The organism is Paraburkholderia lebeckiae, assembly GCF_050436225.1.
GTDB lineage: Bacteria > Pseudomonadota > Gammaproteobacteria > Burkholderiales > Burkholderiaceae > Paraburkholderia > Paraburkholderia tuberum.
Genome location: NZ_JBNDLU010000001.1, coordinates 2,559,055 through 2,574,317, shown reverse-complemented (window position 1 = coordinate 2,574,317; position 15,263 = coordinate 2,559,055). Strand labels below are relative to the sequence as shown.

15 protein-coding genes are annotated in these 15,263 nt (G+C 63.1%); 7 read left to right on the top strand and 8 right to left on the bottom strand.

Features of this window, described 5'->3' with window-relative positions; genetic code table 11:
* Window positions 1-62 precede the first annotated feature (62 nt).
* From ehuA to OKW45_RS12020, 6 genes are all read left to right on the top strand, one after another.
* A complete protein-coding gene (gene ehuA / locus OKW45_RS12045; RefSeq protein WP_018423793.1) occupies window positions 63-968 on the top strand; it encodes an ectoine/hydroxyectoine ABC transporter ATP-binding protein EhuA in 906 nt (301 codons plus the stop codon).
* A gap of 83 nt (window positions 969-1,051) precedes the next feature.
* Complete coding sequence (gene ehuB, locus OKW45_RS12040; RefSeq protein WP_018423792.1) at window positions 1,052-1,894, top strand: ectoine/hydroxyectoine ABC transporter substrate-binding protein EhuB; 843 nt, start codon at window positions 1,052-1,054, stop codon at window positions 1,892-1,894.
* A 74-nt stretch (window positions 1,895-1,968) separates the two neighbouring features.
* Window positions 1,969-2,628, top strand: a complete 660-nt coding sequence (gene ehuC, locus OKW45_RS12035; protein WP_429468292.1) for an ectoine/hydroxyectoine ABC transporter permease subunit EhuC — start codon at window positions 1,969-1,971, stop codon at window positions 2,626-2,628.
* A 4-nt stretch (window positions 2,629-2,632) separates the two neighbouring features.
* The gene (gene ehuD / locus OKW45_RS12030; protein ID WP_429468289.1) at window positions 2,633-3,292 is read left to right on the top strand and encodes an ectoine/hydroxyectoine ABC transporter permease subunit EhuD; all 660 of its coding nucleotides are present in this window, start codon (window positions 2,633-2,635) and stop codon (window positions 3,290-3,292) included.
* 3 nt (window positions 3,293-3,295) lie between these two features.
* Window positions 3,296-4,069 (top strand): ectoine utilization protein EutA, encoded by a 774-nt coding sequence (eutA, locus tag OKW45_RS12025; RefSeq protein WP_429468286.1) that lies wholly within the window; start codon window positions 3,296-3,298, stop codon window positions 4,067-4,069.
* A 208-nt stretch (window positions 4,070-4,277) separates the two neighbouring features.
* On the top strand, window positions 4,278-5,627 hold the full coding sequence (locus tag OKW45_RS12020; RefSeq protein WP_429468283.1) for an MFS transporter: 1,350 nt from the start codon (window positions 4,278-4,280) through the stop codon (window positions 5,625-5,627).
* A gap of 62 nt (window positions 5,628-5,689) precedes the next feature.
* Here the strand turns inward: OKW45_RS12020 and OKW45_RS12015 are convergent, their stop codons facing one another.
* Both OKW45_RS12015 and OKW45_RS12010 read right to left on the bottom strand, forming a co-directional pair.
* Entirely contained in the window at window positions 5,690-6,079 is a 390-nt protein-coding gene (locus tag OKW45_RS12015) for a YunG family protein (RefSeq protein ID WP_429468280.1), read from the bottom strand.
* 267 nt (window positions 6,080-6,346) lie between these two features.
* Complete coding sequence (locus OKW45_RS12010) at window positions 6,347-8,125, bottom strand: arabinofuranosidase catalytic domain-containing protein (protein ID WP_429468277.1); 1,779 nt, start codon at window positions 8,123-8,125, stop codon at window positions 6,347-6,349.
* Between the two features lie 22 nt (window positions 8,126-8,147).
* On the opposite strand from OKW45_RS12010, the gene OKW45_RS12005 reads away from it, so the two are divergent.
* Window positions 8,148-8,408, top strand: a complete 261-nt coding sequence (locus tag OKW45_RS12005) for a hypothetical protein (RefSeq protein ID WP_239499230.1) — start codon at window positions 8,148-8,150, stop codon at window positions 8,406-8,408.
* 336 nt (window positions 8,409-8,744) lie between these two features.
* Here OKW45_RS12005 and OKW45_RS12000 read toward each other — a convergent pair whose 3' ends face one another.
* From OKW45_RS12000 to coxB, 6 genes are all read right to left on the bottom strand, one after another.
* A complete protein-coding gene (locus tag OKW45_RS12000; protein ID WP_429468275.1) occupies window positions 8,745-9,443 on the bottom strand; it encodes a hypothetical protein in 699 nt (232 codons plus the stop codon).
* A gap of 20 nt (window positions 9,444-9,463) precedes the next feature.
* The gene (locus OKW45_RS11995; RefSeq protein ID WP_018423784.1) at window positions 9,464-10,234 is read right to left on the bottom strand and encodes a tetratricopeptide repeat protein; all 771 of its coding nucleotides are present in this window, start codon (window positions 10,232-10,234) and stop codon (window positions 9,464-9,466) included.
* A 176-nt stretch (window positions 10,235-10,410) separates the two neighbouring features.
* Entirely contained in the window at window positions 10,411-11,736 is a 1,326-nt protein-coding gene (locus OKW45_RS11990) for a ferredoxin reductase family protein (protein WP_429468272.1), read from the bottom strand.
* A 51-nt stretch (window positions 11,737-11,787) separates the two neighbouring features.
* The gene (locus OKW45_RS11985; protein WP_018423781.1) at window positions 11,788-12,123 is read right to left on the bottom strand and encodes a hypothetical protein; all 336 of its coding nucleotides are present in this window, start codon (window positions 12,121-12,123) and stop codon (window positions 11,788-11,790) included.
* The gene (gene ctaD / locus OKW45_RS11980; protein ID WP_429468269.1) at window positions 12,120-14,657 is read right to left on the bottom strand and encodes a cytochrome c oxidase subunit I; all 2,538 of its coding nucleotides are present in this window, start codon (window positions 14,655-14,657) and stop codon (window positions 12,120-12,122) included. Before ctaD ends, OKW45_RS11985 begins: the two co-directional genes overlap by 4 nt.
* Window positions 14,654-15,193: a cytochrome c oxidase subunit II gene (gene coxB, locus OKW45_RS11975; RefSeq protein WP_429468266.1), complete on the bottom strand. Its 540-nt coding sequence runs from the start codon at window positions 15,191-15,193 to the stop codon at window positions 14,654-14,656. Before coxB ends, ctaD begins: the two co-directional genes overlap by 4 nt.
* Window positions 15,194-15,263 lie beyond the last annotated feature (70 nt).

The window sequence follows — 15,263 nt, the reverse complement described above, 5'->3', positions numbered from 1 at the left end:
TCGCAAATATGGCTGCGTATTCTGGTTCGCACTACACGTACGGCGAACGGGAACGAATCGATATGAACACTGCGCGAGTTACCGATCTGTTGAGCGCTTCAGGCATCGCCCCGGCAAGTCTTTCCTCCGAGGAGCGCGCGGTCGCCTCCGCAAGCACACCGGCGCGCCAAGACGAAAGCCCGGCGAGCAAGCCATTGATCCGGCTCGACCGGATCACGAAACGATATGGCGCGCTGACCGTGCTCGACGAACTGTCGCTCGACGTGATGCCCGGCGAGAAGCTCGCGCTGATCGGTCCGTCGGGATCAGGAAAAACCACTATCCTGCGCATCCTGATGACGCTGGAAACGATCGACGGCGGCCATATCGAAGTGGACGGCGAACAGTTGTTCCATATGCCGCGCGGCGGCCAGATGGTGCCCGCGAACGAACGGCATCTGCAGAAGATGCGCGAGAAGATTGGCATGGTCTTTCAGCACTTCAATCTGTTTCCGCACAAGAGCGTGCTCGACAACGTGACGCTCGCTCCAATGCTGACGAAGGGCGAGAGCCGTGAGTCGGCGGAGAGGCGCGCGCTCGAACTGCTCGACATGGTCGGCATGGCCGATAAGGCGAAGAGCCGTCCCGCGCAACTGTCGGGCGGGCAGAAGCAGCGCGTGGCGATCGCGCGGGCGCTCGCGCTCGCACCGCGGATCATGCTGTTCGACGAAGTGACGTCCGCGCTCGACCCTGAACTCGTCGAGGAAGTCCTGAACGTGATGCAGCGGCTCGCGCGTGAGACCGATATGACGATGCTGCTCGTCACGCACGAAATGGGCTTCGCGCACGACTTCGCCGACCGCGTGCTGTTCTTCGACCGCGGCAGGATCGTCGAGGAAGGTAAGCCCGAAGACATCTTCACGCATCCGACGCACGAGCGGACCCAGAGCTTCCTGCGCAAGATTCTCGCCGCGGGGCATCGAATCTGAGCTGAGTCGGAACATATTGTTTTTCCCACGCTGCACATCACTCACTACTACGCCGTACCACTACGCCTTAGGAGCCAAAAATCATGAAGCTAAAGGGGATTCTGATTGCGGGAGGGCTGTCGCTGTTGACGCTCGCGAGCCTCGCTTATGCCGCCGACGACAAGCTCACGCAACTGCGTCAGCAAGGTTTCGCGCGCATCGCGATCGCGAACGAGCCGCCGTTCACCGCGGTCGGCGCCGACGGCAAGGTGACGGGCGCGGCGCCGGACGTCGCGCGTGCGGTGTTCAAGAAGCTCGGCGTCAACGACGTCGTCGCGTCGGTCTCCGAGTACGGCGCAATGATTCCGGGCCTGGCGGCTGGACGGCATGACGCGATTGCGGCGGGGCTGTTCATGACCCCGCAGCGTTGCGCGGCCGTCGCTTATTCGCAGCCGGTGCTGTGCGCGGTCGAAGCGTTCGCGGTCAAGAAAGGCAACACGAAGAGCATCAAGACCTACGAGGAAATCGCGAAAGATCCGAAAGCGGTGATCGGTGTGGAAGGCGGCACGACCGAGCAGAAGCTCGCGACCGCCGCGAATATTCCGACCGATCGCGTGATCATCGTGCCGGACGGGCAAAGCGGTCTGAAGATGCTGCAGGACGGCCGCATCGACGTGTTTGCGTTGCCGCTGCTGTCGATCACCGATCTGCTCTCAAAGGCGAAAGACCCGAACCTCGAATCAATCGCGCCGGTGCAGAACACGCCGGTTCAATGCGACGGCGTCGCGTTCCGCAAGCAGGACACCGCGCTGCGCGATGCATTCGACGTCGAGCTCAAGAAGATGAAGGAGTCCGGCGAGTTCGCGAAGATCGTCGAGCCCTATGGCTTCTCGGCGAAGGCGGCAATGTCGACGAGCCGCGAGAAACTGTGCGCGGCGAAGAACTGAGTCCGCGATAAGACGCCATGCGCGCAACGCGATAGCGCGCATGGCCCATGACACATTGTGCGCGAGGTGCGTCGATGAACCACTGGTCCGGCTATTTGCAGCTGATTCTGCAGGGAGCGCAGACAACCGTCGAACTGACGCTGATGGGCGCGGTCCTCGCGCTCGTGATGGCATTCGTCGCTGGACTCGGGCGCCTGTCGCGTTTCTTCGTGGTGCGCGCATTGGCCACGTCGTATATCGAGTTTTTTCGCGGCACCTCGATATTCGTGCAGCTGTTCTGGGCGTATTTCGTGTTGCCGATGGCCGGCCTCACGCTGACGCCGCTGCAGGCCGGCGTCCTCGCGCTCGGTTTGAACGTCGGCGCGTACGGCGCTGAAGTGGTGCGCGGCGCGGTCGCCGCGATCGGCCACGAGCAGCGTAGCGCCTGCATTGCGCTGAATCTTTCCCGCTATCAGCGCATGCGGCACGTGATCTTGCCACAGGCCTTGCCGCTGATGCTGCCCACGTTCGGCAACAACGCGATCGAGCTGCTGAAGGGCACGGCCGTCGTGTCGCTGATCTCGCTCGGCGACATGACGTTCCAGGCGCAGGTGGTGCGCTCGCAAACCGGCAATACCGTGATCCCGTTCGCGACGATTCTCGCGCTGTACTTCGCCATGGCCTGTCTGATCTCGTTCGGCATGCGCAAGCTGGAAAGCCGGATGAGTTTTGGTCTCGACCGCATCAGGAGATAGACGAATGGAATGGGACTGGAGCTTCGTGCGCGAGATTCTGCCGACCCTGCTGCAGGGGTTGGAGATCACCGTGCTCGCTACTTTGCTCGGCGCGGTGGTGGCGGCCGTGGTCGGCATGGCGATTGCCATTTTGCGGCTGGCGCCGAATCGCGCGGTGTCGCGCGGCACGTCGGCGATCGCGAGTTTCATTCGCGGCACGCCGCTGCTCGTGCAGTTGTACTTCGTGTTCTACGTTCTGCCCGACATCGGCATTCGGATGCCGGCGCTCGCGGCCGGTGTGCTCGCAATCGGAGTGCATTACGCGACGTATGCGGCCGAGGTTTATCGCGCCGGCATCGAAAACATTCCGCGCGGGCAATGGGAAGCAGCAAAGGCCTGCAACCTGAGTCCCGCGCAAACGTGGCAGCACGTGATCCTGCCCGAAGCGGTGCCGCCGATGGTGCCCGCGCTCGCCAATTATCTGATCTCCATGTTCAAGGAGACGCCGTTGCTGTCGGCGATCACGGTCCTCGAATTGATGAATCAGGCAAAGATCATCGCGAATACGGACTACCGCTATCTGGAGCCGATGACGCTCGTCGGCGTGCTGTTCCTGATCATCAGCCTGATCGCGGTGGCCGGTGTGCGACTCCTTGAAAAGCGTTTTCCGGCTCCGGGGCATTGAACGATGCAAATAACTATTCGACAGTTCGAGCGCGCGCCGCATCTGATGGAACGCGCTTTCGACAAACGTATCGGCCTCGTGATTCTCGCAACCGATCACACGACCGAGCCGGACTTCGCGGCACTCGTCGCAAACGAGCGTATCGGCATCTATGTGAATCGCGTGCCGTATGCGAACCCGGTGACGCCCGACAATCTGCGCGCGATGCAGCCATCGCTGAGCGCGGGCGCGGCGCTGATCCTGCCCGACGAAACGCTCGACGTCGTGATGTATTCGTGCACGTCGGCATCCGTGATGATCGGCGATGCGCAGATCGAGCGCGCTATTCATGCGGCGAAGCCATCGGCCAAAGTCGTCACCCCGACCGCTGCCGCGGTCACTGCGCTGAGCACGCTGAACGCGCGGCGTATCAGCGTGCTGACGCCGTACACCGCCGAAACCAGTCGGCCGATGTTCGAGTACTTTGCCGCGCAAGACTTTGCGATCGACCGCTTCTCATGCCTGGGTCTGACCGACGACCGGGAGATGGCACGGATTTCGCACGACGATATCGTCGCCTTCGCGCGCGATGCGACAGCGCCCGACTCCGATGCGCTGTTTATTTCGTGCACTGCGGTGAGAGCCGCGCAGATCATCGCGCGAATCGAAGCCGCCATTGGCAAGCCGGTAGTGAGCAGCAACCTCGCGACCGCGTGGATGTGTTTGCGCCTTTGCGGCGAGAACGAGGCGAGGCCACAGCAGGGTCGTTTGATGACGCTGCCGTTGCTGATGCGCTGAGAGCACTGCGCGAAGCCGATCATGTTGTTTTTCCCGAACGCGCGCGACGCGTCGCCGACGCACGCGTACGGATTACCGCATCCGTTACAGCTTTATGGAAAACCCCGATGCCTGCATCGTCCTAGAACATCGTTGCAGGCGCGGGTCGCCGGTATCGTGGATTCGGGCGACGTTGCCTGTGTCGCATAGAAACATCCCAGGAGAAGACATGCACTACGTACATTCATGGACCGCGCAGAGCGCGCAACCGCAGGCGCGCAGCTTGCTGCGACGCGCAATCGCCGCGTCGGCACTCGGAAACGCGACCGAGTGGTTCGACTACGGTATTTACGCCTATGGCCTGAGCTATATTTCGGCCGCGTTGTTTCCCGGCAGCACCGCGCAGGCCACGTTGTTCGCGCTCGCGACGTTCGCCATTTCGTTTCTCGTGCGTCCGCTTGGCGGCCTGTTCTGGGGGCCGCTCGGCGATCGCCTCGGCCGCAAGCACGTACTCGCGTTGACGATCATCCTGATGTCGGTCGCAACGCTGCTGGTCGGACTCGTGCCGACTTACGCGAGCATCGGCTGGTGGGCGCCGGCTATCCTCGTCGTTCTGCGGATGATCCAGGGCTTTTCGACGGGCGGCGAATATGGCGGCGCGGCGACTTTCATGGCCGAATACGCGCCGGACAAGAAGCGCGGCTTTTGCGGCAGCTTCCTCGAATTCGCGACGCTGTCGGGTTTCTCGCTCGGCGCTTTTCTGATGCTCGGTTGCTCCGTCGTGCTCGGCAACACGGCAATGCATGCGTGGGGATGGCGTCTGCCGTTTCTGATCGCGGCGCCGCTCGGCCTGATCGGTTTCTATCTGCGCTCGAAGCTCGAAGACACGCCGGTCTTTCGCGAACTCGAAGAATCGATGCACAAGGAGCAGCATAGCTGCGTCACGCTGAAGGCATTGCTGCGCGACTATTGGAAACCGCTGATCCAACTCGGTGGACTCGTGGTTGCTTTGAATGTCGTCAACTACGTGCTGCTCGCCTATATGCCGACGTTCATGCAGAAGCAGCTCGGCATGAGCGACAACATGTCCCTGCTCGTGCCGCTGATCGGCATGCTCGCGATGATGGTGTTTCTGCCGTTCGCGGGCACGTTCTCGGATCGCGTGGGACGCAAGAACGTCTGGTGGTTTTCGCTGATTGGCCTGTTCGTCGCGGCGATTCCGATGTTCCTGCTGATGAAGCTCGGCGTGGCGGGCGCGTTCATCGGCTTTGCGGTGCTCGGGCTGTTGTACGTGCCGCAACTGGCCAGCATCTCGGCGATGTTCCCCGCGATGTTTCCGACCCAGGTCCGTTACGCGGGGATGGCGATTGCGTATAACCTGTCGACGTCGATTTTCGGCGGCACGGCGCCGATGGCGAACGAATGGCTGGTCGCGCATACGGGCAACGCGCTGGTGCCCGCTTATTACATGATGGCCGCGTGCGTCGTCGGGGCGATTGCGTTGATCTACGTGCCTGAAACGCGCGGGTGTTCGTTGCGCGGGCAAGGCATTCCGGGGAAGCAGGAAGTGATTGTTTGAAGTGAAATGGCGTGGCCAACCGCGTATCGATGCAGTTCGGCCACGCGTGTTTGATTGAGCGTTTATTTCAGCTGGCTTTGCGCGAGCCTCGACTTCAGCAGTTCGTATTTCTCCCGCGACGTATCCGCGAACGCCGCTTCACGATTCGAACGCGTATCGTCGAATGGAATCGGTTCGGCAAACTGGCTGACCGTCAGATCCCATCTGCTGCCGTCGATCAGGTTGTAGAAGTGCGTGCCCCCCGACGTACGCGTCGTCAGAATCTCGCCACCGAAATAGTCCTGCATGATCAGAGACGTAACGCTGCAATGATTCTGCGCGGGATTCGTCGACGACCACGCGTGCGTGGGGCTCGACGTATCGCCGGCCCAAACGCGTGCAAGGACGCGGTATAGATCGATGGGCGTCGCAAAGGTCTTCGATACGGCAGGCGTCTGTGCTTCCTGTGTCATGGCGGCAATCCTTCATTCGATGAGCGCAAAAGGTCGTGGAAAACAAAAAGCCCCGTCGTTGCCGGCGGGGCTTTCTGGCGCATGTCGCTGCGAATGATGTCTAGCGGCGTATGCGTATGCGAGTCCCCACAGGCAGTCCCACGCGGGCATGCGCATGATGATGCTTTGCAGTCGGGTGGTACGTGAGGGCTTGCATAGCGAGCGAGTGTGCCTTCGATTGCGCGACGCGTCAACGAATCATCGATAACTGCGCCGCGCTGACCGTGCTTACGACTTCGCGCCGCTCAGGATCGCGAGGCTCGGGCAGTAGTGCGTCGCGCTCAGATACGCGGCCTGCTGCGAGCGCACGCCTGCGCTGCTCGACGTCGGCGGATCGATGAATACCTGCGCGTTGTTCGATCCCGCCGGTGCCGTCAGCGTCATCGTCACTTTCCACCAGTTGCCGGATTTCACCGCGCTCAGCGCCGTCGCTTGCCCCGCGCCCCACGTGCCGCGCACGATCGCGCCGGTGTTCGTGTTCAGCACCCAGCCGAACTCGGTGCCGCTCGGGTCGTCGGTTTGGATCGAGCCGCCGGGGAACACCGTTGCATTGGTGGTGGCGAGCACGTAGTCGGTGAACGTGTACGACTGTCCGCCCTGCACACGGATCACTTCGTGAATGTTCGACACGGCCGAACCGTTCGTGCTCGTGACCGTCGCGGCGCCGCGATTTACGCCGGAGATGTCGGTGGCGGGCACGGCGGTGCCGCCGTTCGACTGGAACCATGCATCCGGCGTCGCGAGACTGAGTGGCGAGTTGATCAGGTTGTTCGCATAGCAAGCCGACGCGGCCGCGTTGGTGGGCGGCCCGTAGAAGCTCGCGATGCTCGACTGGATCGCGTTGTCGGTCGTATCGGACGTCGCCTTCGTGATGATCGCGCCTTCGAAGAACTGGATCGGCGCGGCGCTGCCGTCGCCGCCTTCGCCGAGCGACAGACCGCCTTGCCATTGGCCATTGAATGCGTGACCGGCATCGTTGCCGAAGATCAGTGCTTCAGGTGGCGCCTGATCGTACAGCGACGTCAACACGCTTTGCGAAGCGGAGCCGCCTTTGACCGCGAACAGATTCGACGCGGTGACCGGCGAGTACTTCGACAGCACCGTCACGAACTTCTCCTTCGCCGGCTGCTGCGGACCATACAGATAGACGCCGGCTTCGGCATCGACGCCCGGCCAGTTGGTATCGAGCGCATTGCACACCGGGCCCTTGACGTTCGACGGCTGGATCGAGTTGCCGTCGCAATAGCCGAATACTGCTGCGTTGCCGTTCGAAAACGCGAGTGCGAACATTTCTCCTTCCACTTCGCCGTGAGAATAGGTGCTCGGATTCGCGCTGTTCTCCATGTTGCCGTAGGTGCCGCAGCAGGTCGACGACTGGCTGTAGTGGGCGCCAGCCACCATGTACTCGGCGATTTCGCTATCGCCAATCGACTGGTTCACCGTGCCGAAACGTTTGCGATAGGCCTGGCCTGCCAGCGTGCCGAGAGCCGGAATCTGTACGCCGTTCGTCGCAACGAACGCGAGCTTGGCCGGCGTGCCGGGAAGCGCGGGCAAGTCGTTGCCGATCGTCAGTTGCTGCGTCGGCGCCTGCTCGGTCAAGGCGGTCGGCGGTTGCGCCAACTGCACGGTCAAGGCGCCGGAGGTGCCGGGCAGCGTGATGGTCGCGAAGCCGTTGAGGACCGGCACGGTGGTCTTTTTGCTGCCGTTCTGTACGGTGAGCGATTCCGTGCCGTCCTGGTTCAGCGTCAGCGTCGCGGGGACATTGCCGAACGCGCCGTTTTTCAGCGGCGCAACCAGATCGATCTGATCGTAGATGTAGGTGACCGAGCAGGTCGTGTTGTTACAGAAGGATTGCGTGTTCTGCACATTCGCCGAGCCGACCAGCGAGCGGTCGCCGCCTTTCAGCGTGCTGTTGGTGTACGGATAGACGTCGAGCGTCGTGTTGTCCGACGCGCGTTGAATCTGGAACAGCGGGCCCGTGTAGTTCTTCGTCAGCAGTCGGGTCACGCTGTGCGCGGCGGAGCAGGGCGTGTTGGCCGTGGCGGCGGCGTCGCAGGGCAGTGGGATAGCCGTCGTCGCCTTGTTGTCCGCCGATGCATTCGAATTCGATTGCGATGCATTGCTGATCGGCGCCGCGCTCGAGGTGGCCGCATTCGCCACCGGCGATGTCGACGCGCCGCTATTGTCGCCATTGCACGCGGCGAGTCCGACGGCCATCGCCAGCCAGACCGCCACTAACCCCATTCTTCTGGACATCATGACCCCTCCTGTTGAACCGCTGATCGGTTAAAAACACTTAGTTGATCTGGATAAAGAATCGAGACAGCCGGCAGGCCGGCGCCGAACTTCCGGCAGGTAATAATATTAGTCAATAATATTGATTTGACGGCATGGGGTAATCCCCATGCGAGTTGGATGAAAATGAAAGAATCCCAGCTACGTGCGGCATACGCATTCCGCATAAGCTAGCGTCTTGGTGGGATTATTACTAATATTTTGTCCAGCGCGACATGCTGCATGCTGGTCTGCGCGAGGGTGTGAAGCGAAGGGGATAGAAGTGAACGTGACGCGCGTCGAATCAGGCGTTCGACCGCGGATGGCTTGCGCCGATGTGCTTCAATGCAATTCAACCGCCGGACAGAACCGTGTCCTCGACTTCGTAGCGCTCATTGCCAACTGAAATCAGATTGATGCCGGCATGCTTGCGCGTCAGCGTGTCGCCGGGCATCGGCCGATCGCTCGCGGACGCGGCCGTACCCAACACGCGACCGTCGACGCCAAAGAAAATCGCCCGCGTGGCGCCATCGGGCCAGTAGACGACGACCGTAGTCGATCGATCGCCGTGATGCACTACGCCGAACTTGCACATCGTTTTGGTCTGTCCGTTGCCGCGCTCGCACGGCAACGTGCCGCTCGCGCTGATAGGCGATTCCTTCACGGGCCCGTGGCCGTTCTGCGAGCCGGCCTGAGCGTTTTCAGTCGAAATCGAAATCAGCGTCACGCCATCCGCTTCGCCAACCACCCGCGCATGCCACTGATGCCCGACGATCGCGCGCACGGCGGCGCTGTCGCGCGAGCCCGGACAGCCGACCAGAATTGCCGTATGGTCGAGATAGTTCACGGTTGCGGCCGACTCGCCGAGCCGCCGGCAGACATCGCCCGAGTGCGGATAGCCATCGCCGAGCACGACGAACGACGCGGGCCATTCGAACGGTTTCTCCATGCCAGCGGCCTGCGCGGAAGTCGAAGTGCCACCGGCACCGAATGCAATCGCGGCAATCGCGGCGCACAGCGCCGAAGCAGGAAACCGGATCGCACGTCGCATCGATGTTCTCCTCAGCATGCTCAGGTTCGAGCCGCACCCGCCGACATTGCGGCCTGCGCCCGCTGCAGCCACTCGCGATTATGCTCGCGCGCGTGACGTGGCCAATGTTTGGCATCCTGCACGATTTCGGCATAGAGCGCGCCGGCGCGGCGGCGGTCCGCGTCTTCGGGTTGCGCGGCGAGCCAGTCGGCGAACAGGCAGCGCGGCGCGACGTCGCTCGCGCAGGTCAGCGCCTGTTCGAATGCCGCGCGTGCGCCCGGCGCATTCAGCGCGGCCAGCGTGCGCGCGTACAGCAGCGCCGCCTCGCCCTGGTTGCGTGCACGCGGATTGACCGAGAACAGGTTCGCTAACGTCGCATCGGCGGCCGGGTAGTCGCCGAGTGCGAACTGCGAGCGCGCGAGACCGAGCAGCAGCGCGGGATCGTTCGCGAATGGGCCGTTCGCCGCGGCCTGGAAATGTTCGAGCGCTTCGCGCGGATTGCCGGCCGCGAGCAAGGCCTCGCCGAGCCGCATCCGATGTTGCACGGTCGGCGCGCGGTCGAATTCGGCGCGCGCTTCACGCAGCGCGCGATTCGGATCGACAAATTGCGTGATCGCCTGCGTGGCCACCCGCGCGCCGCGCGAGTGGCGCAGACTCGGCAGATAGATCGCGAACAAGTACACGACGCTGCCGAGCAGCGGGAAAGCAAACAGAATGAATAGCCAGTAGATGCCCTGGTTATTGCGCAACGCGTGGACGGCGAAAAAAATCGCGATGAAAACGTGAAGACCAATTCCAAAAAAGTAGGGCATATCGATTCAACCTTCGAGCATGAGGAAAAGCGCGCCGCGAGCCCGTCATTGGCGTAACCGGGCCCTAATGCAGCGAACCGACCCGCAGATACGCGAATAGAAGCGACAACGCCACGACGATCACGCCGGTGGCAATGACGAGACGGTTGGCCAACAGTCGGCGCATCGCAAGTCTCCTAGACGAAACTGTAGCGTTCGGAATGGTAGCGGATGCGCGGCACCTTCATTTCGCCGAGCGCCGTTTCGATCGCATCCATCATGGAGTCCGGGCCGCAGATGAAATACTCGTGATCGGCGAACTCAGGCGGGAGATGTCGCCGGAACATCGCGGCATCGATGCGCCCGACTTCCCCGCTCCAGCCTTCGGGCGGGTCCGACAGCGCATAGACGATGCGCAGATCGAGCCGCGCTTTCAGCGCATCGAGCTCCTCGCGGAAAGTCAGCGAGTCCCAGGTCTTGCCGCTGTACAGTAGCACGAGCGGACGTTGGTCGCCGCGATCGGCGAGCGAGCGGATCATGCTCATCATCGGCGTGATGCCGATACCGCCCGCGATCAGCACGTGCATGTCGGTCGGATGCCCGATCGTGAACGCGCCATACGGTCCGTCCAGATACACACGCCGACCTGTTTCGATCGTCTTCACCTGGCTCGTGAAATCGCCGAGATTGCGGATCGTCATTTCGACGCGGCCGTTCGCGGCCTCGGCGCTCGACGAGAACGAAAAGGGGTGTCCGGTGATCCTGAACGGGCTGCCCCACACGTTGAGCCAGCCGAACTGGCCGGGCTTGAAGCGAAAGCCAGCGTGGCCGTCGGGCTGCATCACGAGCGTCGTCGTGTCGCCGCGTTCGGCGCGCACTTCCGCGATCCGGTACGGACGCCTGATCATGAAGAGCGGCTTGAACAGACGCACGTACAGCAGCAGCGCTACCCAGAATACTGTCATGCAGATCCACAGCGTGCGCTTGAACGGATCGGTCAGATAGAACCCCCAGCCGATCATATGTAGCACGCCGCCGAAGATCGCGACGAGCGCGAGCCCGATATGCGACAGATGCCACAGCTCATAACGAATCTTCAATTGCTTGCGCCATAGCGCGGTGATCACCAGCACGATCACCGAGCCGATCGACAGGAACGCGAACCACGCACCCCACGGGACTTCGAGCAGCGAGTCGGGCATCGCGACCTTGTCGGAGCGGATCGCGAACAGGATCAGCGGATGCACGACGACCAGGCTGACCGCGAGCAGCGACACGCGTCGATGGAAATGATAGATAACGTCCTCGCCCCACGGCTCGGTCACGTGACGAAAGCGCGCGGTGAGGCCGAATTGCAGGCCCATCATCGCGAGTCCGGAATAGCCGAGCGCCACCGAGAACTCGGTGCCGAAGTTGCGCGCGGGCGGGAGCGTGCCGGTCAGCAGCGCAAACAGCGGCGCGAGAATGAACAGTAGATAGATGACCGACCAGACGGCCTTGCGCACGAGATCTCGAGACTGCATCGGTGCTTCTCCATGCCGGGTGCGGCGGTCCCGCTCGCGCTCAGTCCGCGTTCAGACGCAGGTGGTGAGCAGCAGCGCGGGCCCGAACGTGATCACGGTCGCGACCAGCGCCGCGATCAGGGTCCAGACGACGACGGTATGCATGAACGAGCTGATGCGTTCGGGACCAGGGTCGCGGGTCGCGGCGCGATAGCGCCATAGCCAGCCGATCGCGATCAGATGCAGCAGCAGAATGATCGCGAGACTCGCGCGCAGCGGGCCGGTGGGCCACGCGAACGCGCAGCCGATCGCGTGCAGCGCATACAGGATCACGAAAGCGAGACACCAGATCGTGAAGCCTACGGCGAGCCACCACAACCGCCGCGGCGAAAGCGGACGCGCATTCATGGTCTGGCTCCCAGCACGGCGACGAGGCTCGGCAGCGCGAGCACGAGTCCAAGCGCGATGATGCCCGTCGCCAGCGTGTAATCGACCCACAGGCGGGTGAGCCGCAGATCGGTCAGGCGTCGCGCGGAAACGAAGCCCGCGCCGACGCGCAGCACGTTGCTGATGAGGAACAACAACCCGACGCCCGCGTGAACTGCGATGTACGTGAGCAGCGCCGCGGCCGTCGCGCCGAGCGCATGCTCGCGCGGATTCGGTGTCACGCCGTTGATCAGCATCACGCAGGCGATGAGCGCGACGATCAGCGCGATCGCGCTCAGCCCGATCGTGCCGTGCGGTTTGCGCTCGGCGGCGGCCGCGCGCAACGAGCCACGCGTGGCGACTGCGGCCACCGCGAGCGCGACGGCCGCGACGAGCGCGAGCCCGCGGTTCGGATGCGGCGTCACGGCTGCCGGCCAGTTCGGCGCGGCAATCCACAGGTAGAACGTGCCGAAGATCAGCGAGGTGAACAGCGTGCTGTTCGCGATCAGCGCGCAGATCATCGAAAGCCATGACGGAGAACCGGCGACCTCGGTATGCGGCGGCACGCTGACGCCTCGGCCGACCGGCAGCGCGCCGTAATCGCGTGCGTGCCCCGCGCTCTGGCCCGCGTAGATGAAGAGGCCAAACGTCACGAATGCGAATGCGACCGACAGCAGATAGAACTTGAACAGCATCGCGAGCACCGCCGCGGCGGTCACGACCGCGGTGACGAGCGGCAGATAGGTCGAGTTCGGCAGCACGATCAGTTGTTCGGGCTCGCCCGACGTCATATGCACGCCTAGCGTCTCCTGCCAGCCGTTGCGCGTGAAACCGAGGTAACCCTCGCCGCGCGCCAGAGAGGTCGCTAGCTGGCCCGGGGGCACCTTTTCGGTTTCGGCGTCCATGTGCGGGATCGACGCGAATGCGTACGGCGCGGGCGGAATCGGCATCGCCCATTCGAGCGTGATCGATTGCCACGGGTTACGTCGCACGCGTTGGCCGAAACGCAATTGCACGACGATGTCGATCACGACGAGCGCGAAGCCGATCGTCATCACGAAGCTGCCCACCGACGACAGCAGATTGAGCCAGTTCCAGCCTTCGTCGCCGCTATAGGTGAAGACGCGCCGCGGCATGCCTAGCAGGCCGGTCAGGTGCATCAGGAAGAACGTCATGTTGAAGCCGATGAACACGAGCCAGAACGCCGGCACCGAAAGGTTATGCACGGCGGTGCGCCCGGTCAGCAGCGGCAACCAGTAATAGAACGCCGCGAGCATCGGAAACGCGAGCGCGCCGGCCACCACGTAGTGCAGGTGCGCGACGACGAAGTAGGTGTCGTGCGCCTGCCAGTCGAACGGCACGATCGCGAGCATCACGCCGGTCAGCCCGCCGCACGTGAACACGAAGAAGAAGCCGAAGATGTACAGCATCGGCACGTCCCAGCGCGGGCGGCCGTGCGACAGCGTGGCGAGCCACGCGAAGAACTGGATCGCGGTGGGCACCGCGACGATCGCGGAGCCCGCCGAGAAGAACGCGAGCGCCAGATGTGGAATGCCCACCGTAAACATGTGATGCACCCAGATGCCGAAGCTCAGGAACGCGAGCGCGATGATCGCGACGACGATCGTGCGATAGCCGATCAGGCGGCGTCGCGCGAACACGGGGATCATCGTCGACAGCACGCCGGCCATCGGCAGGAAGATGATGTACACGTCCGGGTGGCCGAACAGCCAGAACAGATGCTGCCACAGCAGCGGATCGCCGCCGCGCGTCGGATCGAAGAACGGCAGGTTGAACGCGCGCTCCACCTCGAGCAGGATCGAGCCGAGAATCAGCGGCGGAAACGCGACGATCATCATCATCGCGGTGACGAGGATGTACCACGCGAAGATCGGCATGCGATCCAGCGACATGCCCGGCGCGCGCATCTTCAGGATCGACACGACGATTTCCATCGCGAGCGACAGCGCCGAAATCTCGACGAACGTGATGCCGAGCAGCCACACGTCGGCGTTCAGTCCGGGCGTGTACACGTTGGAGCTGAGCGGCGTGTACATGAACCAGCCGCCGTCGGGCGCGCTGTGCAGAATCAGCGACACCGTCAGGATCGTGCCGCCGAACAGATAGCACCAGTAGCCGTAAGCGGTCAGGCGGGGAAACGCGAAGTCGCGCGCGCCGAGAAACTTCGGCGTCAGATAGACCGCGAAGCTCTCCACCATCGGGATCGCGAACAGGAACAGCATCATCGATCCATGCATCGTGAAGATCTGGTTATAGGTCTCCACATCCATGAAGGCGGCATGCGGCGTCGCGAGCTGCACGCGCGTGAGCATGCCGAGAATCCCGGCGATCGCGAAGAACACGAACGACGTGATCATCATGCGCATGCCGAGCACCGTATGGTTGACCGCGGCGAGCCTCTGCACGCCTGGCCCGGTAGCCCAGATCGCGGCAAGCTGGCGATGCAGCCGCAGCGCGTTGATGCCCTGTGATGGCGGCTCGACGGGCACACTCATTTCTTCACCTCTCCGTTGGCGGCGGCGATTTTGACAGCAGCCGGAAAATCTTCCGGACGATCGACGATCACGGTGAAGTGCATCCCCGCATGACCGATGCCGCAAAACTGGTTGCATTGTCCGGCGTACTCGCCGGGCTGATCGGCCTGGATACGCAGTAGGTTGTGGTGGCCAGGGACCGCGTCGATCTTGCCCGCGAAGCGCGGAATCCAGAATGCGTGCACGACGTCCATGCTGGTCACGGCGATGTCGACCGGCGTGCCCGCGGGCAGATGCAGCACGTTCCCGGTTTCGACGTTGCCGAGTTCCGGATAGCGGAAGGTCCAGCGCCATTGCTGCGCGATCGCCTCGATGCGCGCGGGCGCATGCGCGCGCAGCGGCAGCAGCAACTCGCCCGCGTACAGCGCGTAGCAGATCAACGGGATCAGGATCACTGCCGGCAGCACGAGACCGCCGAGCACGATCCAGCGCGCGGGCGACACGTGCGAGCCCCAGCCGGGCCGGAAGACCGTCATCAGAAACAGTACGAGCACCATCGCGAACAGGATCGCGGGCGCCCGTCAGCATCACCCACCACAGCCCGGCGATCGATGCGGCGGCCGGACC

What these genes read in the sequence shown, in the direction of transcription:
- ehuA (WP_018423793.1), top strand. Translation starts at nt 63, where the DNA reads ATGAACACTGCGCGAGTTACCGATCTGTTGAGCGCTTCAGGCATCGCC.
- ehuB (WP_018423792.1), top strand. Translation starts at nt 1,052, where the DNA reads ATGAAGCTAAAGGGGATTCTGATTGCGGGAGGGCTGTCGCTGTTGACG.
- ehuC (WP_429468292.1), top strand. Translation starts at nt 1,969, where the DNA reads ATGAACCACTGGTCCGGCTATTTGCAGCTGATTCTGCAGGGAGCGCAG.
- ehuD (WP_429468289.1), top strand. Translation starts at nt 2,633, where the DNA reads ATGGAATGGGACTGGAGCTTCGTGCGCGAGATTCTGCCGACCCTGCTG.
- eutA (WP_429468286.1), top strand. Translation starts at nt 3,296, where the DNA reads ATGCAAATAACTATTCGACAGTTCGAGCGCGCGCCGCATCTGATGGAA.
- OKW45_RS12020 (WP_429468283.1), top strand. Translation starts at nt 4,278, where the DNA reads ATGCACTACGTACATTCATGGACCGCGCAGAGCGCGCAACCGCAGGCG.
- OKW45_RS12015 (WP_429468280.1), bottom strand. Translation starts at nt 6,079, where the DNA reads ATGACACAGGAAGCACAGACGCCTGCCGTATCGAAGACCTTTGCGACG.
- OKW45_RS12000 (WP_429468275.1), bottom strand. Translation starts at nt 9,443, where the DNA reads ATGCGACGTGCGATCCGGTTTCCTGCTTCGGCGCTGTGCGCCGCGATT.
- OKW45_RS11995 (WP_018423784.1), bottom strand. Translation starts at nt 10,234, where the DNA reads ATGCCCTACTTTTTTGGAATTGGTCTTCACGTTTTCATCGCGATTTTT.
- OKW45_RS11990 (WP_429468272.1), bottom strand. Translation starts at nt 11,736, where the DNA reads ATGCAGTCTCGAGATCTCGTGCGCAAGGCCGTCTGGTCGGTCATCTAT.
- OKW45_RS11985 (WP_018423781.1), bottom strand. Translation starts at nt 12,123, where the DNA reads ATGAATGCGCGTCCGCTTTCGCCGCGGCGGTTGTGGTGGCTCGCCGTA.
- ctaD (WP_429468269.1), bottom strand. Translation starts at nt 14,657, where the DNA reads ATGAGTGTGCCCGTCGAGCCGCCATCACAGGGCATCAACGCGCTGCGG.
- coxB (WP_429468266.1), bottom strand. Translation starts at nt 15,193, where the DNA reads ATGGTGCTCGTACTGTTTCTGATGACGGTCTTCCGGCCCGGCTGGGGC.